The sequence below is a fragment of the Bordetella sp. 2513F2 genome, assembly GCF_054642735.1.
This window is the reverse complement of record NZ_CM137755.1, coordinates 2198969-2222111: the sequence shown is the minus strand read 5'-3', so window position 1 is coordinate 2222111 and position 23143 is coordinate 2198969. Positions and strand designations below refer to the sequence as shown.

The following is a 23143-nucleotide window of genomic DNA, read 5'->3' as shown; positions in this document are numbered from 1 at the left end:
CGTCAACGCGCCGGCAGCAGGGTTCGCAGCGACTCCAGCAGCGCCTCGTGGAAGCGCTGCGGATCCTGGATCTGCGGGGAGTGGCCCAGGTCGGCAAAGGTGACGAGGCGCGCCCCGGGGATGGCGCGCGCCGCCGCGGGCCCCAGTTCGGCGTAATTGCCCAGCGTGGCCGCAACCTCGGGCGTTGCCGCATCCTTGCCCGGCGCCGTGTTGTCGCGCTCGCCGATCAGCAGCAGCGTGGGCACCCGGATCTGGCCGAACTCGTGCACCACGGGCTGGGTGTACACCATGTCGTAGGTGAGGGCCTGGCTCCAGGCCACCTGCTCGCGGCCGGCGCCCTGGTACATGCCCGCCGCCATCTGCACCCAGCGGTCGTACTCGGGCTTCCAGGTTCCGGCGTAATAGGTCTGCTGCTGGTAGCGCTTGATGCCGTCGAAGCTGGTCTTGAGCTCGCGCGCATACCATTCGTCGACGCTGCGGTAAGGCACGCCCCTGGCCTTCCAGTCTTCCAGGCCGATGGGGTTCACCATCACCAGCGCATCGGTCTGCTGCGGATACATCAGGGCGTAGCGCGAGGCCAGCATGCCGCCCATCGAGTGTCCCATCACCACGGCGCGTTCGATGCCCAGGCTCTGCAGCAGGGCATGGGTGTTGCGGGCCAGCTGGTGGAAGCTGTACTGGTAGCCTGCCGGCTTGCTGGACTTGCAGAAGCCGATCTGGTCGGGCGCCACCACGCGATAGCCGTGCCGGGCCAGGGCGGCGATGGTGCCTTCCCATGTGGCCCCGCAGAAGTTCTTGCCGTGCAGCAGCACCACGGTGCGCCCGTTGGGCTGGGCGGGCCGCACGTCCATGTAGGCCATCGACAGCGACTGGCCCTGGCTCTGCAGGGCGAACCGGCCTACCGGATAGGGATAGTCGAAACGCTCCAGCATGGGACCGTAGTCGGGCACGGCAGGCTGGGCATGGACAGCGGCGGCGCACAGCAGGGCGGCAGCGGCGGCAAAGGCGTATCGGTATCGGGGCATGCGGTCCTCTCTTGGTTGCAGGGTGGATCGGGCGCGCGGTTGCGCCTTGCATGCGACCGCCGGCCGGCGCCGGCGGTTCCTCGCGGCGCCGGATTCAGCGGCCGCGGGCGTAGGCCTGCTGGCGCTGCTCGGCCAGCGCCTGCGGGCGGATGAAGTCGCGCACGTAGTCGGTGGCGGGATGATGATGCAGATTGTAGGGCGTGTCCCATTGCTCGATGCGCCCGTTGGCCATCACCGCGATGCGGTCTGCAATGGCGAATGCCTCGGCCTGGTTGTGCGTGACCAGGATGGCCGTATGCCCGGTGCGCTGCAGGATCTCCCGCACCTCGAAGGCCAGGCGCTCGCGGGTGTCCACGTCGAGGTTGGAAAAGGGTTCGTCCAGCAGCAGCAGGTCGGGCGAGGGCGCGAGCGCCCGCGCCAGCGCCACGCGCTGCTGCTGCCCGCCGGACATTTCGTGGGGATAGCTGTCCGCCGCGGCGGACAGGCCCACGAGCTCCAGCATCCCGGCCACGCGTGCCGCGCGCTCCGCGCGCGGCAGTCGGCGCAGGCCGAAGGCCACGTTCTCGGCCGCCGTGAGGTGGGGGAACAGTGCGTAATCCTGGAACATCATGCCCACCCGGCGCTTCTCCGGCGCCAGGTGCACGGCGGCGGAGGAGATCTCCACGCCGTCGAGCACGATGCGGCCGGCGCGTACGGGCTCGAATCCGGCGATGGCGCGCAGCACCGTGGTCTTGCCGCAGCCGGACTGCCCCAGTAGGCAGCCTATGTGGCCCGCAGGCAGCCCCAGCGAGAGTTCCTGCACCACGGTCTTCAGGCCCTGCGGCGTGTCGTAGCCCAGGTTGATGCGATCGAGTTCGAGCAGGTCGGCCACGTATGTCAATGTCCTATCTTCAGGTTGGTGCGCGCCAGCAGCACCACGGGCAGCAGGCCCGCGGCCACGATGGCGAGCGCCGCCACGGCGCCTTCCTCGTAGGTGCCGCGCGCGGCCTCGGCATACAGCCAGGTGGCCAGCGTGTCGAAATTCATGGGGCGCAGCAGCAGGGTGGCGGGCAGCTCCTTCATGGCATCGACGAACACCAGCAGGGCCGCGGCCGCCAGTGCCGGGCGCAGCAGCGGCAGGTGCACGCGGCGCAGCGTGCCCGAGGCGGATTCGCCCAGCAGGCGCGACGCCTGTTCCAGCGAGGGCGGGATGCGCGCCAGGCCGGCTTCGATGCCGCCGGCGGAAATCGCCAGGAAACGCAGCGTGTAGGCAATCACCAGCGCGCCCATCGAGCCCATGAGGATGAGCCGGTCGAGCGAGAACAGGTCGGCGGCCAGGTGGTCGATCAGGGTGAAGGGCGTGAGCAGGCCGATGGCCAGCACGGTGCCGGGCACCGCATAGCCCAGGCTGGCCACGCGGGCGCAGGCCCGGCCCGGGTTGAACCGGGCACTTTCGCGCAGCGTGCGCCCGGCCCAGGCCACCACCAGCCCGCACAGCAGCGTGGTCACCGTGGCGGCCGCGGCCAATGCCAGGGTGTTGCCCAACCCCGCCAGCAATTGGTCGGACACGCCGCCCACCAGGTGCAGCCGCTTGGCCGTTTCCGCCACCAGGTACAGCGCCGGTGCCACGAAGCCCAGCAGCACCGGGATCCATCCCAGCGCCACGGCCAGCAGCGCGGCCGCGCCGCGCAGGCGATGCGGCTGCATGGGCCGCATGCGCTGCGTGTTGGCATAGCGCTGGCGCTTGCGGCCGCGGCGCTCCAGCAGGATCAGGCCGACGACGATGAGCAGCATGGTCAGCGCGATCTGCGCCGCGCCGGCCAGGTCGGAGCGGGTGATCCAGGTGGTGTAGACCGAGACGGTGAGCGTCTGCACGCCCAGGAACTCCGAGGCGCCGATGTCGTTCAGGGTCTCGAGCAGGGCCAGGCTGACGCCCACGGCGATGGCCGGGCGGGCCAGGGGCAGCGCCACCCGCAGGAACACGCCTGCGCGTCCGGCGCCCAGCGTGCGCGCCGCTTCCAGCAGGCTGGCGGCCTGGGTCATGAACATGACGCGCGTGCTGAGGTACACGTAGGGATACAGCACGAAGCCCAGCACGAAGATGGCGCCGTAGATCGACCGCAGATCGGGCAGCCTGAACTGGCGCGGGCTGTCGTAGCCCAGCATGGCCCGCAGCGCGGTCTGCACGGGCCCGATGGGATGCAGCAGGTCGAGGTAGGCGAAGGCGATGATGTACGTGGGCACGGCCAGCGGCAGCAACAGGGCCCAGGTCAGCACGCGGCGGGTCGGGAATTCGTAGGCGGCGACCAGCCAGGCGGCGCCCGTGCCCAGCAGGGTCACCAGCACGCCCACGCCCGCGAGCAGCACGACGGTGTTGGCGAGCGCATGCGGCAGCACGTTGGCCGCCAGGTGCGTCCAGTGCGCCAGGTCTGCGTCCAGGGCCCACCAGGCCAGGGCTGCGAGCGGCGACAGCACGGCCAGCGCGATCAGCAGCGCGCCGGCCAGCCATCCCGTGCCGCGCTCGGCCGAGCGGGGACGCAGGGCGCGCGGCAATGTAAGGGTATGCATGCGTCTTGAAAACACCAGGCGGCCTGCCGGCCGCCTTCGGGACTTGTGGGGCGGCGGTGCGCGGGCGTCCGTGGGAACGCCCGCGCATCCGGCTGCCGGCGCGTCAGTTGTCGAAGCCGACCTTGTCGACCAGCTCGCTGGCCTGCTTGCGGTACTTGGCCACCTCGGCAACCGGCAGCGGATCGATGCGCAGCTCGCCGAAGCTGGCCACCACCGGATCCAGCTTCACGCCCTTGCGGATGGGATATTCGTAGTTGGCCTGCGCGTACAGGGTCTGGGCCGGCTCGGAAACCAGGTACTCGAGCAGCTTGACCGCGTTGTCCTTGTGGGGCGCGTGCCGCGCGACGACCGCACCGCTGACGTTGACGTGCGTGCCTCCGCTCTTGTCGTTGGCGAAAGTGGGGCGCACCACCTTGATGGCGTCGCCCCATTTGCGCGCGTCGGTGCCGGGCTCGGCATTCTTCATGTGGCCCACGTAATACGCATTGGCCAGGCCGATGTCGCAGATGCCGCCCAGGATGTCCCGCGCCACGTCGCGGTCGCCGCCGGCAGCCTTGCGGGCCAGGTTGGCCTTGACGCCGCGCAGCCATTTCTCGGTGGCCTCGGCCCCGTCGTGCGCGATCATGGCGGCGACGAGCGCGGTGTTGTAGGGATGCTGGCCCGAGCGGATGCAGACCTTGCCCTTCCACTTCGGATCGGCCAGGTCTTCGTAGTGGAAACTGGAGAGATCCAGGTCCTTCTCGACGTACAGGACACGGTCGCGCAGCGACAGCGCGTACCAGGAGCCGTCGGCGCCGCGCAGGTTCTGCGGGATCACGCTGTTCAGCGCTTCCGACCGGACGGGCTGTGCCACGCCGCCGTCGACGAGGTCGATCAGGTTGCCGATGTCCACGGTCATGAGCACGTCGGCAGGCGACTTGTCTCCTTCGGCCTTCACGCGTTCCAGCAGGCCGTCCTTCACGAACACCGTGTTCACCTTGACGCCGGTATCCTTGGTGAACGCATCGAGCAGCGGCTGGATCAGCTTGGGCTCCCGGGTGGTGTAGAGACTGACCTCGTCGGCCGCGAGGGCCTGGGCGGCCGGCAGCGCGGCAGCGCCGGCGAGGGCCAGGGCGCGCAGGAGCGGCAGGAGGGTGCGCTTGACGGTCATGGGAACTCCGCTAGGAAGGGGCCGGTTCAGGGCGGCCGGTTAACGCAAATGATTATCAACTGAGGCAGCGACAATAACAGGAAGTCCGGGCGCATTCAACTTCCCGACAGCATTCGGTCCGCCGCGCCCGCCGGGGCGGCAACCCCGGGGAAAGGCATAAGGGTATTACCGATTAATGAGATCGGTTATCAAGTGGATGGGGTAGAATCGGGGTTTGTCTCCCTCGTCCGCGCGCGACTTTTCCGCCGCGCGGCCCAGCCGCGGCGACGCCGTCGCACTCCTTCTGAACGACATGGCAGCTTTCAATACCGAGCGCGTGCTCAGCGTGCGCCACTGGAACGACACCCTGTTTTCCTTCACCACCACCCGTGACGCCAGCCTGCGGTTTCACAATGGCCACTTCGTGATGATCGGCCTGGAAGTCGAGGGCAAGCCGCTGCTGCGCGCCTACAGCATCGCCAGCGCCAACTACGAGGAGAACCTCGAGTTCTTCAGCATCAAGGTGCAGGACGGTCCGCTCACCTCGCGCCTGCAGCACCTCAAGGAAGGCGACACCATCCTGGTCAGCCGCAAGCCCGTGGGCACGCTGGTGGTCGACGATCTCAAGCCCGGCAAGAACCTGTTCCTGCTCGGCACCGGCACCGGCCTTGCGCCGTTCATGAGCATCATCAAGGATCCCGAAGTCTATGAGCGCTTCGAGAAGGTGGTGCTGGTGCACGGCGTGCGCTGGGTCAGCGAACTGGCCTACGCCGACTTCATCGAGAAGGAACTGCCGCAGAACGAATTCTTCGGCGACGTGGTGCGCGACAAGCTCGTCTACTATCCCACCGTCACCCGCGAGCCGTTCCGCAACCAGGGGCGCATCACGCACCTGCTGGAAAGCGGCAAGCTGTGCGCAGACGTGGGCCTGCCGCCGCTGAACCCCGAGACCGATCGCGCCATGATCTGCGGCAGCCCGCACATGCTGGCCGACATCCGCGCGCTGCTCGACCAGCGTGGCTTCGTGGTCTCGCCCGGCGTGGGCGAGCCCGGCGACTACGTCTTCGAACGGGCGTTCGTCGAGAAATAGGCGCGGGCCGCCGGCCGCACGAAAAAAGGAGCCAGCCACCCGTCGGGTGCCTGGCGCCTTGCCATTCGGGGCGGGCGCGTGGCAGCGCCTGCCGCCTGTTGGCATCCGCCTATTCGGGCTGAATGCCCGCCTTGCGGATGATCTCGCCCCACTTTTTCGATTCGGCCTGCTGGAAGGCTGCCAGTTCCGCCGGCGTGGAAGTGGCCGGCTCGGTGCCGGTGGACTCGTAGAATTGGCGCGCAGCCTGGCTCTCGGTGGCCTTGACCAGCAGCTGGTTCAGGCGTTCGATCACCGGCTCGGGCGTGCCGGCCGGCGCATAGGCGGCGAACCAATACCCCATTTCATAACCCTTCACGCCCGCCTCGTCGATGGTGGGCACGTCCGGCGCCAGGGGCGAGCGCTTCAGGCCCGTGACGCCCAGCGCGCGCAGCTTGCCCGACTTCACCTGGGGCAGCCCCGTGGCCGCGTCCGTGATCATCATGTCGATCTGCCCGCCCAGCAGGTCGGTCACGGCCAGCGGATTGCTCTTGTAGGGCACGTGCAGGAGCTGCACGCCGGTCATCTGCTGCAGCAGTTCGCCCGCGATGCGGCTGCTGGAGCTGCCGCTGCCGAAGCTCAGCTTGCCGGGCTGCTTGCGCGCCAGCTCCAGGAATTCCGTGACCGTCGTGGCGGAGGATGAGGGATTCACCACCATGATCTGGCCGCCCTTGCCAAGCAGGGCGAGGGGCGCGAAGTCCTTCACGGGATCGTATTGCAGCGTCTTGTACAGATGCTCGTTGGCCGCATGCGTGGTGTTGGTCGTGATCAGCACGGTATACCCGTCGGCGCGCGCGCGCGCCGCCGCCTGGGCCCCGATCATGGCGCTGGCGCCCGAGCGGTTCTCGATGACCACGGCCTGCCCGGTCTGCTCGGTGACGCCCTGGCCGATGGCGCGGCCGATCTGGTCGGTGGCGCTGCCTGCCGCGAAGGGCACGATGAACGTGATGGGCTTGGCGGGGAAATCCTGCGCAGCGGCCGCCAACGGCAGGGCGGCGGCAGCGCACAGCGCGGCCAGTCGGTGCAGGCTGGGAAATGGCATGGTCGAGTCTCCTGTGTGTCGTTATGGGTAGGGGAAAGATCAGCCCGGTATGTCGGGCAGGCGTGCAGCAAGCTGCGCCGGCACCGGAACTTCCAGCGCCAGCAGATGGAAGGACAGGCTCTTGCCATGGGCGTCGAGGTTGAGCGCGTCGTTCACGCCGCCGTCGAGCACGCCTTCGAGCACGAAGTTCATGGCTTGCAGGCCGGGCAGCAGGTAGCGGGTGACGCGCCGCGGACGCCGGTATGCGAACCACTCGGCCACGCGGGCCTCCGTGGCCTCGGCCTGCAGCACGGCATAGCACGCGCTGTCCCAGGCGATCAGGCTGAGGTTGGAGGTGTCGCCCTTGTCGCCGGAGCGGCTGTGGCCCAGGCGGTAGAGCGGCACCATGAGCGTGTCTGCCATCAGTGTTCCTCCAGCAGGGTCCAGCCGGCCGCCACCGCGTCGCGCGGGATGGTGCAGGACACCATGTTCAGCCGCGGGCGCAGCGCCGTGCGCACGCCGCCGCCGCCGGCCGGGCCGCAGCAATAAAGCGCCGTGACCTCGCGCAGCACGCGCTCGGCGACGTGGCGATCCGCATGTTCGGCGGCCACGCGCAGGCGCACGTCGGGGGCCTGCGTGGGGCGGCGTTCGCGCTGCATGGCGCCGCCGTCGTCGGCCAGGATGCTGAGCGCGCCGATGAGGTCGATGCGCAGCCTGAGCGCAGGCCCGATGCGCCGGGCCACGATCTCGCCTGCCAGCCGCGCCCGCGCCTCGGCCTGGACCCCGGCGTACGAGATCTCGGCCTCGGCCAGCCAGCCGCCGCGATAGCACACATTCACCTTCAGCTCGTCCGGCCGCGGATGGCCGGTGATGCCGTGCACCGCCACCCGATCGGGGGCCGGCTCTTCCACCCGGGCCTGGCTGAGGTCGGCTACCACGTCGGGCGTGAGGTAGCGCGCCGGATCGTGCACTTCGTACAGCAATTGTTCCTTGACGGTGCGCGCGTCGACCCTGCCGCCGGTGCCCGGGGGCTTGCCGATGACGAAGCCGCCGTCGGCATCGATCTCGGCAATGGGAAAGCCGGTTTCATGCAACCCTTCGACGTCTTTCAGCCCCGGGACGGCGAAATAGCCGCCCGTGACCTGCGTGCCGCATTCCAGCATGTGGCCCGCCATGGTGGCGCGCCCCAGGCGCGGCCAGTCGTCGGCGCGCCAGCCGTAGTGGGCCAGCACCGGGCCCACGGTGAGCGAGGGGTCGGCCACGCGGCCGGCCACCACGATCTGTGCGCCGGCACGCAGCGCGTCGGCGATCTCGGCCGCGCCCAGGTAGGCATTGGCGCTGACCACGTCCAGCCCGTCGAGCATGGGCCCCAGGCGCTCGCGCAGCAGCGCGCGCTGCTCGGGCGTGTCGAGCTGGTCGCCATGGATCGTGGCGATGCGCGGGGCCGGCAGGCCCTGTTCGGCCGCCAGCGCCGCGATGCGGCGCGCCGCCCCGGGCGGATTGGCAGCGCCGAAGTTGCTGACGATGCGGATGCCGTGGCGCAGGCAGTCGCCCAGCACCGGCCCCACCAGTTCGTCCAGCAGCGGTTCGTAGCCCTGCGCCGGGTCCTGGTTGCGCGCCAGCTGGGCCAGGGCGAGCGTGCGTTCGGCCAGCGTCTCGAATATCAGCGTGCCGCCGCCGCGTTCGGCCAGCGCGCGCACCAGCGGCGGCGCACCATCCGTGCGGTCTCCGGAAAAGCCCGTGGCGCAGCCGACGAGGCAGGGTGGGGGCAGGGCGGGCATGTGTCTCCTGGCGCGCGGCGCCTGATTCTATGTCTGATGCCGGGCACTATAGGCACGGCCGCTTCATACGTAAAATAGAAATATGGGATCAATTAATCCAAGTTCTCTATGAATCTGTCATCGCGCCAACTGCGCGCCTTCGTGGCCCTGGCCGAGGAGAAGCATTTCACCCGCGCCGCGCAACGCTGCCACCTCACGCAGCCCGCCTTCAGCGCCCTGATCCGCACGCTGGAAGACACGGCCGGCGTGCGGCTCTTCGACCGCAACACCCGGCGGGTCGAGCTCACGGCCGAAGGCCGCGTGCTGGAGACCTCCGCCCGGCGCCTGCTGGGTGAATTCGAGCTGGTCATGGACGACCTGCGCGACTATGCCGCGCGCCGCCGCGGGCGGCTGGCCGTGGCGGCGCTGCCGTCGCTGGCCGCCGGCTGGCTGCCGGGCCTGCTGGCGCGCTTCCACACCGAGTACCCGGGCATCGTGCTGCAGCTGCGCGATGCGCTGCTGGACCCCTGCCTGGACATGGTCCAGCGGGGCGAGGTGGATTTCGCCGTGGCGGCCCGCCGCGCCGACATGTCGGGGCTGGACAGCGAGTTCCTGCACGCCGACCGCTTCTACCTGGTCTGCCGCGACGACCATCCCCTGGCCTTGCGCGCCCGGGTGCCGCTGCGCGAGCTGGGCCGCTGGCCCGTCATACAGCTGGCGCGCGGCAGCAGCGTGCGCAAGCATCTGGACGAAGCCCTGGGCGCCGACGCCGTGGCGCCGCTGCTGGAGGTGGAGCACCTGGCCACCGTCACCGGACTGGTCTCCGCAGGGCTGGGCGTGAGCGTGGTGCCGGCCATGACCCTGTTCCATTTCCAGCGGCCCGGGCTGGCCATCAAGCCGCTGCAGGGCCGCGCGCTCACGCGTCCGCTGTACCTGGTGCGGCGCAAGGGCCGGACGCTGTCGGCTGCGGCGCAGGCGTTCTACGATCTGCTGCTGGCGCATCGCGCCAGCCTGGGCTGAACCGCAGCCGCCCCGGCGCACCTTCAATGCGAGGTGTCACGCGGCATTTCGGGCGGTGTCGGAGGCTGTCGGCCAGCACGCAGAGCCTCTATGATCGACGCATCGCGCATCGTGCCGCGATGTGCTTGGACGTTGGGCTATTGGTCGCTACACTCCGATAGTCAGTCATTCACCGTTTTCCTTTCCAAGGACTCCCCATGAGCAAGCAGATCATCCATACCGATGCCGCCCCGGCCGCGGTCGGCCCTTACTCGCAGGCGGTGGCCGCCACGGGCGGCAAGACCGTCTATCTCTCGGGCCAGATCGGCCTGGAGCCCGGAACGGGCGAGCTCGTTTCCGAGAACTTCGATGCGCAGGTGCGCCAGGCCTTCGCCAACATGCAGGCCGTGATCGAGGAGGCTGGCGGCACGCTCGACAACATCGTCAAGCTCACGCTGTTCCTCACCGACCTCAACAAGTTCACGGCGGCCAATGCCATCATGGCCGAGATCATTCCCCAGCCTTTCCCGGCGCGCTCCACCGTCGGCGTGGCCAGCTTGCCCAAGGGCGCACAGTTCGAAGTCGAAGCCGTGCTGGTGCTCTGACGCCCGCAGGCGCGATTCCATCCGTGATGGCGAACTCCGCCGTGGCCCGCAAGCCGCGCACTGCGCCGCCCCGGTCGGCGCAGCCGGCCCTGTCCGACACCGAGCGCAAGCTGCGCAGCCTGGGCCTGGCGGCGCCCGATGATTTCGTGCTGCACCTGCCGCTGCGCTATGAAGACGAAACCCGCATCACGCCCATCGGGCAGCTGCGGCCCGGCCTTGCCGCGCAGGTCGAGGGCGAGATACTGCGCAGCGAGGTGCTGTACCGCCCGCGCCGCCAGCTCACGGCCGTGATGGCCGACGACAGCGGCGAGCTGCAGCTGCGCTGGCTCAATTTCTATCCCAGCCAGCAGAAACAGCTGGCCGCAGGACGGCGCCTGCGGGCCCGCGGCGAGGTGCGCGGCGGCCTGTTCGGGCGCGAGATGGTGCATCCGCGCATGAGCAGCGCCGACGCGCCGCTGCCCACCGCGCTCACGCCGGTCTATCCCAGCACCGACGGCCTGCCGCAGCCCACGCTGCGCAAGGCCGTGGCGCAGGCGCTGGCCCAGGCCAGCCTGGCCGACACGCTGCCCGAGGCGGCGCGCGAGCGCTACGACCTGATGCCCTTCGAGCCCGCCATACGGATGCTGCACGCGCCGCCGCCGGGGGTCTCCGAGCATGAGCTCATCGAGCGCGCGCATCCCGCGTGGCGCCGCATCAAGTTCGACGAACTGCTGGCCCAGCAGCTCTCGCTGGCCGCGGCCCGCGCCGGCCGGCGCAGCAAGCGGGCGCAGGCCCTGCCCATGCCGCGGGAGCCGGGGAACCTGGTCGAGCGGCTCTATGCCGCGCTGCCGTTCGCGCTCACCGCCGCGCAGCGCCGCGTGGTGGAGGAGATCGCGGCCGACATGGGCCAGTCGTATCCCATGCACAGGCTGCTGCAGGGGGACGTGGGCAGCGGCAAGACCGTGGTGGCCGCCGTGGCCGCGGCACAGGCCATGGCCTGCGGCGCCCAGGTGGCCCTGATGGCGCCCACCGAGATCCTGGCCGAGCAGCACTTCCGCAAGCTGGTGAGCTGGCTCGAGCCGCTGGGCGTCTCGGTGGCCTGGCTCAGCGGCAGCCTGCCAGCGCGGGCGCGGCGCGAGGCGGCCGCCGCCGCCGCCGCGGGGGAAGTCCAGCTTGTGGTCGGCACCCAGGCCCTGATCCAGGACCACGTCTCTTTCCAGCGGCTCGGCCTGTCCATCGTCGACGAGCAGCACCGGTTCGGCGTGGGCCAGCGCCTGGCGCTGTCGCGCAAGGGCGAGGCCGCCGACGGCGTCGTCGTGCCGCACCAGCTCAACATGAGCGCCACGCCCATTCCGCGCACGCTCGCCATGACCTTCTTCGCCGACCTGGATGTGTCGGTCATCGACGAACTGCCGCCGGGCCGCACGCCGGTCGTCACCAAGCTGGTCTCCGACGCCCGCCGCGACGAGGTCATCGCCCACATCGCCCAGGCTGCGCGCCAGGGGCGGCAGGCCTATTGGGTCTGCCCGCTGGTGGAGGAGAGCGAGGCGCTGGAGCTGCAGACCGCGGTCGACACGTATGAAACCCTGCGCGTCGCGCTGCACGACCTGCGCATCGGGCTGGTGCACGGACGCCTGCCGCAGGCGGAGAAGGCCGCGGTGATGCAGGCATTCCGCGACGGCGGGATCGACCTGCTGGTGGCCACCACCGTGATCGAGGTCGGGGTCGACGTGCCCAACGCCTCGCTGATGGTGATCGAACATGCGGAACGCTTCGGGCTGGCGCAATTGCACCAGCTGCGCGGCCGGGTAGGGCGGGGCAGCGCCGAATCGGTGTGCGTGCTGCTGTATGCCACGCCGCTGTCGCAAGTGGCGCGCGAGCGCCTGCGCGCCATGTTCGAGACGTCCGACGGCTTCGAGATCGCCCGGCGCGACCTGGCCCAGCGCGGCCCTGGCGAATTCCTCGGCACGCGCCAATCGGGCCTGGCGCTGCTGCGTTTTGCCGACCTCGAAGTCGATGCCGCCATCGCCGAACAGGCGCGCGAGGCGGCCGCATGGCTGCGCGCAGCGCATCCGGCGGCAGTCGAGGCCCATCTGGCCCGCTGGATGCGCGGGCGCGAAGACTTCCTGCGCACATGAACTCCCGTCCGACCTGCTGCGTCCCATCCCTTCCGACCCTCGTCCACCCGCCCCAGCCATGACTCTCACAGAACTCAAATACATCGTTGCGGTCGCGCGCGAACGCCATTTCGGCCGCGCCGCGGAGGCCTGTTTCGTCAGCCAGCCCACGCTCTCGGTGGCCATACGCAAGCTCGAGGACGAGCTCGGCGTCACGCTGTTCGAGCGCGGCGGCAGCGAGGTGGGCGTCACGCCCATCGGCCAGCGCATCGTCGCCCAGGCCCAGAAGGTGCTGGAGGAAAGCGCGAGCATCAAGGAGATCGCGCGGCAGGGCCATGATCCGCTGGCCGGGCCGCTGCGCGTGGGCGTGATCCATACCATCGGGCCCTACCTGCTGCCGCGGCTGGTGCCCACCCAGATCGAGCGCACCCCCCAGATGCCGCTGCTGCTGCAGGAGAACTTCACGGTGCGGCTGGTGGAACTGCTGCGCCAGGGCGAGATCGACTGCGCCATCATGGCCCTGCCGCTGCCGGAGGCGGGACTGGTGATGCAGCCGCTCTACGACGAGCCTTTCGTGGTGGCCGTGCCGCACGACCACCCCTGGGCCGACGCCAAGGCCATCGACGCCGAGGACCTCAAGCAGCAGACCATGCTGCTGCTGGGCAGCGGCCATTGCTTCCGGGACCAGGTGCTGGAGGTCTGTCCGGAACTGTCGCGCTTCTCCGCGGCCAGCGACGGTATCCAGCGCACGTTCGAGGGCTCCTCGCTGGAGACCATACGCCACATGGTGGCGGCCGGCATCGGCGTGACGGTGCTGCCGGTGACCGCCATCCCCGAGAACCCGCCGGAGAAGCCGCTGCTGCGCTACATTCCCTTCGCGCGCCAGACGCCCGAGCGCAGGGTGGTGCTGGCGTGGCGGCGCAGCTTCCCGCGCATGGCGGCCGTGCAGGCGCTGGCCGAGGCCGTGTATGCCTGCGGGCTTCCCGGCGTGAAGATGCTGGACGCCCAAGCCCAGCCGGTCGACGCCTGAAAATGCGTCGCGACGTGCCATAACGTGTCGCATCCCGACCAATGATGTCCATGCCACGGGTCTGCGCGATGCGGGCCACGGCGCCCGTCATGCCCGGCGGCAGGGCCATCTCCAGGGGTACGTGTTGTTTGCCCGCCATATCTACACTGCGCGGCGATGAATTCAGCAGTAACAGGCTGGTTGCATTCCGAAGCGGTCTTCCCCGGGAAACGCACGATTTGGTTGCAGTTTCGGTATCAACTTGTCGTGACCGGAAAATTTCAGAAGTACCGCCGTCTTCCATATTGCTAGGCTAGCGATTAAGTTCCGCGTCAAGACAGCGCGGAACTGCAACTTCGACCAATTTCTGGGACTGACTGCCATGCAACCAAGAAAAACCCTGTTGACGGCCGCCGTGCTCGCAATGATGACCGGCACGGCCGCATATGCTGAAACTTCGGTCACGCTATACGGATTGATCGATCTGGGTCTGACCTACCAGCGCGGCAAGGTCGGCACCGAGGACGCCAACCGTCCGCTGTACGGCGGCGACTATCGCAGCCACATCGGCATGGGCAGCGGTCTCCAGAGCGGTTCGCGCTGGGGTCTGCGCGGCGTCGAAGACCTGGGCGACGGCTGGAATGTGAATTTCGTGCTCGAAAGCGGCTTTGCCGCCAACGACGGCACCCGCGACCAGGATGGCCGCCTGTTCGGCCGCCAGGCCACGATCGGCGTGTCGAACGCGTCCTTCGGCTCGCTGGACCTGGGCCGCCGCACCAACCTCGCGTCCGACTACTTCGGCGACATCGATCCGTTCGGCACCGACTTCAGCACCGCGTCGATGGGCAGCGCCTTCAGCGCCGCGAACACGGTCCGCTACGACAACATGATCATGTACCAGACGCCGAACTTCGGCGGCTTCCAGGCCGGCGTGGGCTACGCGTTCTCGTTCGACACCGTCAACGGCCCGAACAACTTCGAAGACGACGAGAACAACCGCGCCATCACCGCAGGCCTGAAGTACGGCAACGGTCCGCTCACCGTGGCCCTGACCTACGATCACCAGTTCCTGTATCCGAGCCAGCCTCAGCCCAAGCAGCTGATCCTGGGCGGCGCCTACGACTTCGAAGTGGTCAAGCTGGCGCTGGCCTACGGCCGCACCGAAGACGGCGTCATCTGGGGCCAGGACTACGCCCTGGGTGCCGGCACGACCTTCGACTACGGCCTGGCGCCGAACGATCCCCCCTCGCGCGGCGACGGCTACACCGCCGACCGCTTCAGCTGGGACGGCCTGAAGATCAACTCGTACATGGTCGGCCTGAGCGCCCCGATCGGCGGCGCCAGCAAGGCGTATGTGTCGTGGCAGCGCGCCGATCCCAACAAGGGCCTCGAGACGATGGACGTCTACAGCCTGGGCGCAACCTACGATCTGTCCAAGCGCACGAACCTGTATGCCTTCGGTTCCTACGCCGATGCCTACTCGTTCATCGAGGGCAACAAGATGTACACGGTCGGCATGGGTATCCGCCACCGCTTCTGACGCGTCCATTGTGGCTGGCGTCCCGCTTTGAGCAGAGTCCGGGCGCCTATTCCATTTGCCACCCTGGTTTCCAGGGTGGCTTTTTTTCGCCATGCGCGGGCAGCGCCGCCGCCATGCAAGAACGCCGCAGCGTCGATCCCATCGTCTGCCCGGAGTTTGCTGCAAAAACCGCATTGTGCAGTGGTATCCTTAGTTGTGTCCCCGTCCTCACCAGAAGGAGTCTTACATGGCAAAGCCCTCCAAGAACAACGCCGCGCCGCGCATCAACATCGGCATCTCCGAGAAGGATCGCGCGGCCGTGGCAGCCGAGCTGTCGAAACTGCTGGCCGACTCGTACACGCTGTACCTGACGACCCACAATTTCCACTGGAACGTCACCGGCCCGCTTTTCAACACGCTGCACACCATGTTCATGGAGCAGTACACCGAGGAGTGGAACGCGCTCGACAGCATCGCCGAACGCATCCGTGCCCTGGGCCACTACGCGCCCGGCACCTATCGCGAATACGCCAAGCTGAGCAGCATCGAGGAACCCAAGTCGATTCCCGAGGCCCTGGAAATGGTGCGCATCCTGGTGGAAGGCAATGAAGCCGTCGCCCAGACCGCGCGCGCCGCCTTCGACAAGGCCGACGCCGCCAACGACCAGCCCACTGCCGACCTGCTCACGCAGCGCCTGGACATCCACGAAAAGAACGCCTGGATGCTGCGCAGCCTGCTGCAGTAAGCCTTCCGGCAGCCCATGACGGGCCGATGCCTCCCGCCCCGAACGGGGCCGGAGCATCGGCCGGTTTTTTTGATGCCTCCATGACTCCTTCCCCGATGGTCCCGGGCTGCGTCCTGATCACGGGCGCCACCGGCGGCATAGGCCGGGCGCTGGCGCAGGAATATGCCCGCGCAGGCACGGCCACGCTGATCCTGCAGGGCCGCAACGCCGACGTGCTGCAGGCGCTGGCCGGCGATTGCCGGGCGCTGGGCGCGCGCGTGCTCACCCAGGTGCTGGACGTGCGCGACCACCAGGCGCTGATGCAGTGGCTCGGCGAGATGGGCGCCAGCGAAGCGCCCGAGCTGGTGGTGGTGAACGCCGGCGTCAACATCAGTACCGGCCCCGGCCGCCAGGGCGAATCCTGGGACGACATGCTGGGCCTGTACGAGGTCAACATCAGGGCGGCCATGGCCACGGTGCAGGCCAGCCTGCCTGCCATGCGGGCCCGCGGCAGCGGCCAGATCGCGCTGGTGAGCTCGCTGGCGGCGTGGCGCGGCCTGCCCGAGACGCCCAGCTACAGTGCCAGCAAGGCCGCGGTGAAAGCCTATGGCGAAGCCATGCGCGACGCGCTGGCGGGCACCGGCGTGAAGATCAACGTGATCATGCCGGGCTACGTCGAGTCGGCGATGTGCGCCGCCATGCCGGGGCCCAAGCCTTTCCTGTGGCAGGCGCCGCGCGCGGCGCGGGCGATCCGGCTGGGCCTGGCGCGCGATCGCGCACGCATCAGCTTTCCCTTTCCGCTGAACCTGGGGTGCTTCCTGCTGTCGGTGCTGCCGCCGGCGGCCTCGGGCCGCATCCTCAGGTTGCTGGGCTACGGCGGTGCCTGAAGTGTTCTGGCCGGGCCTCGCCTTGTCGTACTTCGGCGGCTGCGCGCTGTCGTGGCTGGTGGAGGCCTTTCTTGCGCCGCGCCCGCAGGCGCCATGGCGCCGCCCGGTCGCGGCGCTGGGCATACATGCCGGCACATGGACGCTGGCCTACGCGCTGGCGCTGGCGCTGTTCCAGCGGCCGTACTTCGCCGTGGCCAACGTGCTGGCCCTGGAAATCGTGCTGGTGGTGGTCAACAACGCCAAGCACCGGGTGCTGAACGAGCCCTTCGTCTATCCCGATTTCGACTATTTCTGGGATGCCGTGCGGCATCCCAGGCTGTACCTGCCGTTCCTCAGCCCCGCACCGGTGGTGATTGGCATCGCGAGCTATGGCGCGGCCCTGTGGCTCGGCTTCACGCTGGAGCCCTCCATCGTGGCGGCGGCGGGGCCGTTCTACCTGGCCGTCGCCGCGCTGGCCGCGGCCGGCCTGGCGCTGGCCTGCGCCGCCGCCCGCCGCAAACCGCAGCTCACGTTCGATGCGGCCGGCGATCTGCGCAGGCTGGGCCTGCTGGCGGCGCTCTGGTGGTACGGCCGCAGCGAACGCGAGCCGGTCGATCACCTCGCCGCGGCCGCGCCCTTCGGCGCAGGCCCCCGGCGCATGCTGCCGACCGCGGCGCGGCGCGACCTGGTCTGCATCCAGAGCGAGTCGTTCTTCGATGCGCGGCGCGCCTATCCCGCGCTGGTGCGGCAGTCGGTGCTGGCGAACTTCGACGCATTGCGCGCCCAGGCCGTGGCGCAGGGGCGCCTGCAGGTCGCGGTATGGGGCGCGAATACGGTGCGCACCGAGTTCGCCTTCCTGTCGGGCCTGGCGGAGGGGCAACTGGGCGTGCACCGCTACAACCCCTATCGCCGGCTGGCAGGGCACGGGATAGCCACGCTGGCCTCCTGGCTCAGGAGCCAGGGGTACCGCACCGTCTGCGTGCATCCCTACCACGGCAGCTTCTACCAGCGCGACCGCGTGCTGCCCCGGCTGGGCTTCGACGAATTCATCGACATCTCGGCTTTCGGCGATGCGCCTTGCTGCGGCCCCTACGTGGGCGACCAGGCCGTGGCGGACTACGTGCGGCAACTGCTCGACGCGCATGCCGATGGCCCGCCGCTGTACGTCCATGTGATCACCATGGAGAACCACGGGCCGCTGCATCTCGAAGACGTTTCCGACGAAGATGCCGCCCGGGTGCTGCAGGCGCCCATGCCGCCGGGCTGCGAGGACCTGGTGGCGTATGCCAGGCACCTGGTCAACGCCGACCGCAGCTTCGCGGCGCTGGCCGATTGCCTGCGGGCCCGCGCGCGGCCCGGCGTGCTATGCATCTATGGCGACCACGTGCCCATCATGGCCGACGTCTACCGGCGCCTGGGGGCGCCCGACGGCGCGACCGACTACCTGGTGTGGCAGTCCGATGCGCCCGGCCATGGCCAGGCCGTCGATGTCCGGGTGGAGGAGCTGGCGCTGCAGCTGGCGCAGCGGCTCTAGACCTGCTTACCCCGATCGCCGTACGCACCGTGTCCGCATCCGGCGACATTGTCGCGGGCAGGACAGAAGCTGCAATGATCCGGGCGTAGCATTGCAGGCATGACGTTTACGTCAACGTAAGGTATAAAACCAGGGCGCGCCCAGAGGCACGCCAACGCCGGTCGGCGGGCCACTCCGCACGCCGGGGCAACGAGGAGACCGCCATGGATCTGGAACTCACGGAGGAGCAGCGCGCCTTCGCGCAGGCCGCGCGCGAGTACGCGCAGGGCGAGCTGGCGCCGAACGCCGCCCATTGGGACGAGGCCGGCATCTTTCCGCGGGAGGCCTTTGCCCGCGCGGGCGAACTGGGCTTCTGCGGACTCTACGCCAGCGAGGCGATAGGCGGGCTGGGGCTGCCCCGCCTGGACGCCACCCTGGTGTTCGAGGAAATGGCGGCGGTCGATCCGTCCACCACGGCCTTTCTCACGATCCACAACATGGCCACCTGGATGGTGGGGCGCTGGGGCACGCCGGAACTGTGCGAGGCCTGGGGCGAGGCGCTGTCCAGCGGACGCAAGCTGGCTTCCTACTGCCTCACCGAGCCCGGGGCGGGCTCCGACGCCGCGTCGCTGGCCACCCGGGCCGAGCGCGACGGCGCAGGCTTTCGCATCTCGGGCGCCAAGGCCTTCATCTCGGGCGGCGGCGACACCGACCTGCTGGTGGTGATGGCCCGCACCGGCGGGCCCGGTCCGGGCGGCATCAGCGCCTTTGCGGTGCCCGCCGACAGCGAGGGCATCTCGTACGGCCGCAAGGAAACCAAGATGGGCTGGAACAGCCAGTCGACCCGGCCCATCACCTTCGAGCGCGTGTACGTGCCGGCCGGGCACATGCTGGGCGAGGAGGGCGAAGGCTTCAAGATCGCCATGAAGGGCCTGGACGGCGGCCGGATCAACATCGCCACCTGCTCGGTGGGCGCGGCACAGGGCGCCCTGGACGCCGCGCGCCGCTACATGGGCGAGCGCCGCCAGTTCAACCGCCGGCTGGCCGAGTTCCAGGCGCTGCAGTTCAAGCTGGCCGACATGGCCACCCACCTGGTTGCCTCGCGCCAGATGGTGCGCCTGGCCGCCTGCAAGCTCGACGGCGATTCCCCGGACGCGTCCACTTATTGCGCCATGGCCAAGCGCTTCGCCACCGACATGGGCTTCCAGGTCTGCCTGGACGCGCAGCAGATCCACGGGGGCTACGGCTACCTGCGGGACTATCCGCTGGAGCGCCTGGTGCGCGATACTCGCGTACATCAGATCCTGGAGGGCACCAACGAGATCATGCGCGTGATCGTGGCCCGCCAACTGCTCGAAAAAGGAGCCGACATCCGATGAATGCCCCCGTGCTGTTCGAAGAGCGCTACACCGACACCGGCATGCGGCTGGGCGTGGCCACGCTCAACGCGCCGCAGGCCCTGAACAGCCTGTCGCTCGAAATGGTCGACCTGCTGCATGCGCGGCTGCGCGCCTGGGCCGACGACAGTGCCGTGGCCATGGTGATCCTGCAGGGCGCCGGCGAGAAAGCCTTCTGCGCCGGCGGCGACCTCCATGGGCTGTACCGCAGCATGCGCGAGCACGCCGGGCAGGGCGCCTGGGCCAATCCGTACGCCCGGCAGTTCTTCGAGCACGAGTATCGTCTCGACTACTTCATCCATACCTATCCCAAGCCGCTGCTGTGCTGGGGCCGCGGCATCGTCATGGGCGGCGGCGTGGGGCTGATGATGGGCGCCAGCCACCGCGTGCTGAGCACCGACGCGCGCGTCGCCATGCCCGAGATCAGCATCGGCCTGTTTCCCGACGTGGGCGCCAGCTGGGCGCTCAACCGCATGCCGGGACGCACCGGCCTGTTCCTCGCGCTCACCGGCGCGCAGCTGGGCGTGTCGGATGCCTTCTATGCCGGCCTGGCCGATTTCCGCCTGGAGGCGGCCGACTGGCCCGCGTTCTGCGAATCGCTGCTGCACCAGCCGTGGGCGGGCGGCCCGGCCGGGCAGCGCGGCGCCGCGGCCCCGCGCTCCATCAACGACGGCCTGCTGCGCCAGGCGCTGCTCAAGTTCGAGCCCGCAGCCCCCCTCGAGCCCGGGCCGCTGCGCCAGCATGCTTTCCTGATCAACGGGATCTGCGGCGAGACGCGGCTCGAGGCGATCCATGAACAGATCGCGGGGCTTGCCGGCCACGCGGATCCCTGGCTGGCGCGCGCGGCCGCCACCCTGCTTGCCGGCTCCCCGGGCTCGGCGCGGCTCTCGTATGCGCTGCAGCAGCAGACCCGGCTGCGCGGCCTGGAAGACGTGTTCCGCATCGAATACATCGCGGCCCTGGCCTGCACGGCCCACGGGGACCTGGCCGAGGGCATCCGCGCGCTGCTGATCGACAAGGACAAGCGGCCGCGCTGGAATCCCGCCACGCTGCAGGAGGCCACGCCCGAATGGGTGCAGCGCTTCTTCGAGCCGCCATGGCCCGAAGGGCAGGCCCATCCGCTGGCCGACCTGGGACACACGTAGAACGTAGAACGCACCCGCACCGCGCACACAATCAACGAGGAGACACACATGGCGCGTATCGCATTCATCGGCCTGGGCAACATGGGCGCCCCGATGGCGCTGAACCTGGTCAAGGCAGGGCACGAGCTGGCCGTGCACGACCTGGTCCCGGCGGCCGTGGCCCGGCTCGCCGAGGCCGGCGCGCAGGCCGCGGATTCGGCCGAGTCCGCGGTGGCCGGCGCCGAGATCGTCATCACCATGCTGCCCGCCGGCAAGCACGTAGAGGGACTGTATCTCGAGGCGGACCTGCTGGGCAGCATCGGGCAGGGCGCCCTCGTCATCGACTGCAGCACCATCGCGCCGGCGTCCACGCGCAAGGTGGCCGCGGCGGCGCAGGCCCGCGGCCTGGCCATGCTGGACGCCCCCGTGTCCGGCGGCACCGGCGGCGCCGCGGCCGGCACGCTGACCTTCATCGTGGGCGGCGAAGCCGCCCACCTCGAGCGCGCGCGGCCGGTGCTGGCCCAGATGGGCAAGAACATCTTCCACGCCGGGGAAGCCGGCGCGGGCCAGGTGGCCAAGATCTGCAACAACATGCTGCTCGGCATCCTCATGGCCGGCACCGCCGAGGCGCTGGCCCTGGGCGCCGCCAACGGCCTGGATCCGCAGGTGCTGTCGGACATCATCGCCAAGAGCTCGGGGCGCAACTGGGCCACCGAACTCTACAACCCCTGGCCCGGCGTGATGCCGCATGCGCCCGCTTCGAACGGCTACGCCGGCGGGTTCGGCACCGACCTCATGCTCAAGGACCTCGGCCTGGCGGCCGAAGCCGCACTGGCCGCCCGCAGCGCCGTGCCCCTGGGCGAACTCGCCCGCAACCTCTACGCCCTGCACAGCCAGGACGGCAACGGCCAGCTCGACTTCTCCAGCATCCTGCGGCTCTACCGCCGCGAGCCATGAGCCCGCAGAGCCGCCTCAAGGGCGAATTCCCCCTTGGGGGGACGGCGCGCAGCGCCAAGGGGGCACCATGACCCCGCCGAGCCGCCTCAAGGGCGAATTCCCCCTCGGGGGGACGGCGCGCAGCGCCAAGGGGGCACCATGACCCCGCCGAGCCGCCTCAAGGGCGAATATCCCCCTCGGGGGGACGGCGCGCAGCGCCAAGGGGGCACCATGAGCCCGCCGAGCCGCCTCAAGGGCGAATATCCCCCTCGGGGGGACGGCGCGCAGCGCCAAGGGGGCACCATGAGCCCGCCGAGCCGCCTCAAGGGCGAATATCCCCCTCGGGGGGACGGCGCGCAGCGCCAAGGGGGCACCATGAGCCCGCCGAGCCGCCTCAAGGGCGAATATCCCCCTCGGGGGGACGGCGCGCAGCGCCAAGGGGGCACCATGACCCCGCCGAGCCGCCTCAAGGGCGAATATCCCCCTCGGGGGGACGGCGCGCAGCGCCAAGGGGGCACCATGACCCCGCCGAGCCGCCTCGAGGGCGAACTTCCCGTCGGGGAAGACGGCGCGCTCGACCGCGTGCGCGCCAGTTTCGCGCGCCAGACGGTGATGGGCCTGATCGGCGCAGCGCTGGGAGAACTCGCGCCCGGGCGCGTGGAGATCCGGTTGCCGTACCGCGCCGATCTCTGCCAGCAGAACGGCTACCTGCACGCCGGCATCGTGACCACCATCGCCGACAGCGCAGGGGGCTATGCCGCGCTCAGCGTCTTCGGGCCGCAGGACGACGTGCTCACGGCGGAGTTCAAGATGAACTTCCTGGCCCCGGCCGCCGGCGAGGCATTCGTGGCCACGGGCCGCGTGCTCAAGGCGGGCGGGCGGCTGGCGGTGTGCCAGGCCGAGGTGCACGCCTGGCGGGACGGCGCAGCCACCTTGTGCGTGGCGGGCATGATGACCCTGGTGCGCATGACGCCGCGCTGACCGGCCATCCGCAGCGCTCGCTATACTCGCGCCACCGGTCCAGTCCCGCCTCATCCCCCACGTTCCACCCCATGCCTGCACGCCAATATCACCGCATCTTCCGTACCGGCTGGCTCCGCGCCGCCGTGCTCGGCGCCAATGACGGCATCGTCTCCACCGCGAGCCTCATCGCAGGCGTGGCGGCGGCCCAGACCAGCCATGGCGCGATCATCACGTCGGGCCTGGCCGGCCTGGCCGCCGGCGCGCTTTCGATGGCGGCGGGGGAATACGTCTCCGTGCGCAGCCAGGCCGATACCGAAGCCGCCGATCTCGCGCTCGAACAGCGCTCGCTGCTGGGCAATTCGGCCCAGGAACTGAAGGAGCTCGCGGGCATCTACGTCAAGCGCGGGCTCACACCGGACCTGGCAGACGAAGTGGCGCGGCAACTGACGCGCCACGATGCGCTGGACGCGCATGCGCGCGACGAGCTCGGCATCTCGATGCACAATCGCGCCCGGCCGCTGCAGGCAGCCCTGGCCTCGGCCGCGTCTTTCGCCGCCGGCGCGGCGCTGCCCCTGGCAGTCTCGGCGGCCGCGCCGCTGCCGCATCTGATCGGCACGGTGGTGGTGGCTTCGGTGCTTTGCCTGGGGCTGCTGGGCGCCATCGCGGCGCGCGCAGGCGGGGCCCGGATGCTGCCGGCCTGCCTGCGCGTGATGGTGCTGGGCGCGCTGGCCATGGGCCTGACCGCCGCCGTGGGCGCGCTCTTCGGCGTGGCGGTGTAGGGGGC

General features: G+C 69.8%; 21 protein-coding genes. 14 read left to right on the top strand and 7 right to left on the bottom strand.

All coding sequences use genetic code 11. The features are described from left to right. Positions 1-2: 2 nt before the first annotated feature. The 4 genes from ACYBYQ_RS10490 to ACYBYQ_RS10475 form a co-directional block, all read right to left on the bottom strand. Complete coding sequence (locus ACYBYQ_RS10490; RefSeq protein ID WP_459614068.1) at positions 3-1025, bottom strand: alpha/beta fold hydrolase; 1023 nt, start codon at positions 1023-1025, stop codon at positions 3-5. 94 nt (positions 1026-1119) lie between these two features. Further along, entirely contained in the window at positions 1120-1896 is a 777-nt protein-coding gene (locus ACYBYQ_RS10485; protein WP_459614067.1) for an ABC transporter ATP-binding protein, read from the bottom strand. Between the two features lie 5 nt (positions 1897-1901). Then, a complete protein-coding gene (locus tag ACYBYQ_RS10480) occupies positions 1902-3572 on the bottom strand; it encodes an ABC transporter permease (protein WP_459614065.1) in 1671 nt (556 codons plus the stop codon). Positions 3573-3675: 103 nt separating this feature from the next. Beyond that, positions 3676-4722, bottom strand: coding sequence for a Fe(3+) ABC transporter substrate-binding protein (locus ACYBYQ_RS10475; protein WP_459614063.1), 1047 nt, complete (start codon positions 4720-4722; stop codon positions 3676-3678). 292 nt (positions 4723-5014) lie between these two features. On the opposite strand from ACYBYQ_RS10475, the gene ACYBYQ_RS10470 reads away from it, so the two are divergent. After that, a complete protein-coding gene (locus ACYBYQ_RS10470; RefSeq protein WP_459614061.1) occupies positions 5015-5791 on the top strand; it encodes a ferredoxin--NADP reductase in 777 nt (258 codons plus the stop codon). 109 nt (positions 5792-5900) lie between these two features. On the opposite strand, the gene ACYBYQ_RS10465 is transcribed toward ACYBYQ_RS10470, so the two are convergent. Genes ACYBYQ_RS10465 through ACYBYQ_RS10455 form a run of 3 tightly spaced genes read right to left on the bottom strand, consistent with a single transcriptional unit; the run spans position 5901 to position 8629 of the window. Continuing rightward, complete coding sequence (locus ACYBYQ_RS10465) at positions 5901-6869, bottom strand: Bug family tripartite tricarboxylate transporter substrate binding protein (protein WP_459614059.1); 969 nt, start codon at positions 6867-6869, stop codon at positions 5901-5903. A gap of 39 nt (positions 6870-6908) precedes the next feature. Beyond that, entirely contained in the window at positions 6909-7271 is a 363-nt protein-coding gene (locus ACYBYQ_RS10460; RefSeq protein WP_459614057.1) for an AtuA-related protein, read from the bottom strand. Then, positions 7271-8629 (bottom strand): acyclic terpene utilization AtuA family protein, encoded by a 1359-nt coding sequence (locus ACYBYQ_RS10455; RefSeq protein ID WP_459614055.1) that lies wholly within the window; start codon positions 8627-8629, stop codon positions 7271-7273. Before ACYBYQ_RS10455 ends, ACYBYQ_RS10460 begins: the two co-directional genes overlap by 1 nt. A gap of 108 nt (positions 8630-8737) precedes the next feature. On the opposite strand from ACYBYQ_RS10455, the gene ACYBYQ_RS10450 reads away from it, so the two are divergent. From ACYBYQ_RS10450 to ACYBYQ_RS10390, 13 genes are all read left to right on the top strand, one after another. Next, a complete protein-coding gene (locus ACYBYQ_RS10450) occupies positions 8738-9628 on the top strand; it encodes a LysR family transcriptional regulator (RefSeq protein WP_459614053.1) in 891 nt (296 codons plus the stop codon). Positions 9629-9825: 197 nt separating this feature from the next. After that, positions 9826-10212, top strand: coding sequence for a Rid family detoxifying hydrolase (locus ACYBYQ_RS10445; RefSeq protein ID WP_459614051.1), 387 nt, complete (start codon positions 9826-9828; stop codon positions 10210-10212). A 125-nt stretch (positions 10213-10337) separates the two neighbouring features. Beyond that, positions 10338-12329, top strand: a complete 1992-nt coding sequence (recG, locus tag ACYBYQ_RS10440) for an ATP-dependent DNA helicase RecG (protein ID WP_459618754.1) — start codon at positions 10338-10340, stop codon at positions 12327-12329. Between the two features lie 58 nt (positions 12330-12387). Then, entirely contained in the window at positions 12388-13338 is a 951-nt protein-coding gene (locus ACYBYQ_RS10435; RefSeq protein WP_459614049.1) for a LysR substrate-binding domain-containing protein, read from the top strand. Positions 13339-13699: 361 nt separating this feature from the next. Further along, entirely contained in the window at positions 13700-14857 is a 1158-nt protein-coding gene (locus tag ACYBYQ_RS10430; protein ID WP_459614047.1) for a porin, read from the top strand. A 226-nt stretch (positions 14858-15083) separates the two neighbouring features. Then, the gene (locus ACYBYQ_RS10425) at positions 15084-15581 is read left to right on the top strand and encodes a Dps family protein (RefSeq protein ID WP_459614045.1); all 498 of its coding nucleotides are present in this window, start codon (positions 15084-15086) and stop codon (positions 15579-15581) included. Positions 15582-15661: 80 nt separating this feature from the next. Continuing rightward, positions 15662-16447: an SDR family NAD(P)-dependent oxidoreductase gene (locus ACYBYQ_RS10420; RefSeq protein ID WP_459614043.1), complete on the top strand. Its 786-nt coding sequence runs from the start codon at positions 15662-15664 to the stop codon at positions 16445-16447. Then, the gene (locus ACYBYQ_RS10415) at positions 16440-17960 is read left to right on the top strand and encodes an LTA synthase family protein (protein ID WP_459614041.1); all 1521 of its coding nucleotides are present in this window, start codon (positions 16440-16442) and stop codon (positions 17958-17960) included. The genes ACYBYQ_RS10420 and ACYBYQ_RS10415 overlap by 8 nt, the downstream gene beginning before the upstream one ends. 203 nt (positions 17961-18163) lie before the next feature. Then, on the top strand, positions 18164-19318 hold the full coding sequence (locus tag ACYBYQ_RS10410; RefSeq protein WP_459618666.1) for an acyl-CoA dehydrogenase family protein: 1155 nt from the start codon (positions 18164-18166) through the stop codon (positions 19316-19318). Next, positions 19315-20481 carry an enoyl-CoA hydratase/isomerase family protein gene (locus ACYBYQ_RS10405; protein ID WP_459618665.1) on the top strand — a complete coding sequence of 389 codons (1167 nt, stop codon included), beginning with the start codon at positions 19315-19317 and terminating at the stop codon, positions 20479-20481. Before ACYBYQ_RS10410 ends, ACYBYQ_RS10405 begins: the two co-directional genes overlap by 4 nt. A gap of 48 nt (positions 20482-20529) precedes the next feature. Beyond that, positions 20530-21417, top strand: a complete 888-nt coding sequence (gene mmsB / locus ACYBYQ_RS10400; RefSeq protein ID WP_459618664.1) for a 3-hydroxyisobutyrate dehydrogenase — start codon at positions 20530-20532, stop codon at positions 21415-21417. A gap of 498 nt (positions 21418-21915) precedes the next feature. Further along, the gene (locus tag ACYBYQ_RS10395; protein ID WP_459618663.1) at positions 21916-22377 is read left to right on the top strand and encodes a PaaI family thioesterase; all 462 of its coding nucleotides are present in this window, start codon (positions 21916-21918) and stop codon (positions 22375-22377) included. A 71-nt stretch (positions 22378-22448) separates the two neighbouring features. Further along, a complete protein-coding gene (locus tag ACYBYQ_RS10390) occupies positions 22449-23138 on the top strand; it encodes a VIT1/CCC1 transporter family protein (RefSeq protein WP_459618662.1) in 690 nt (229 codons plus the stop codon). Positions 23139-23143 lie beyond the last annotated feature (5 nt).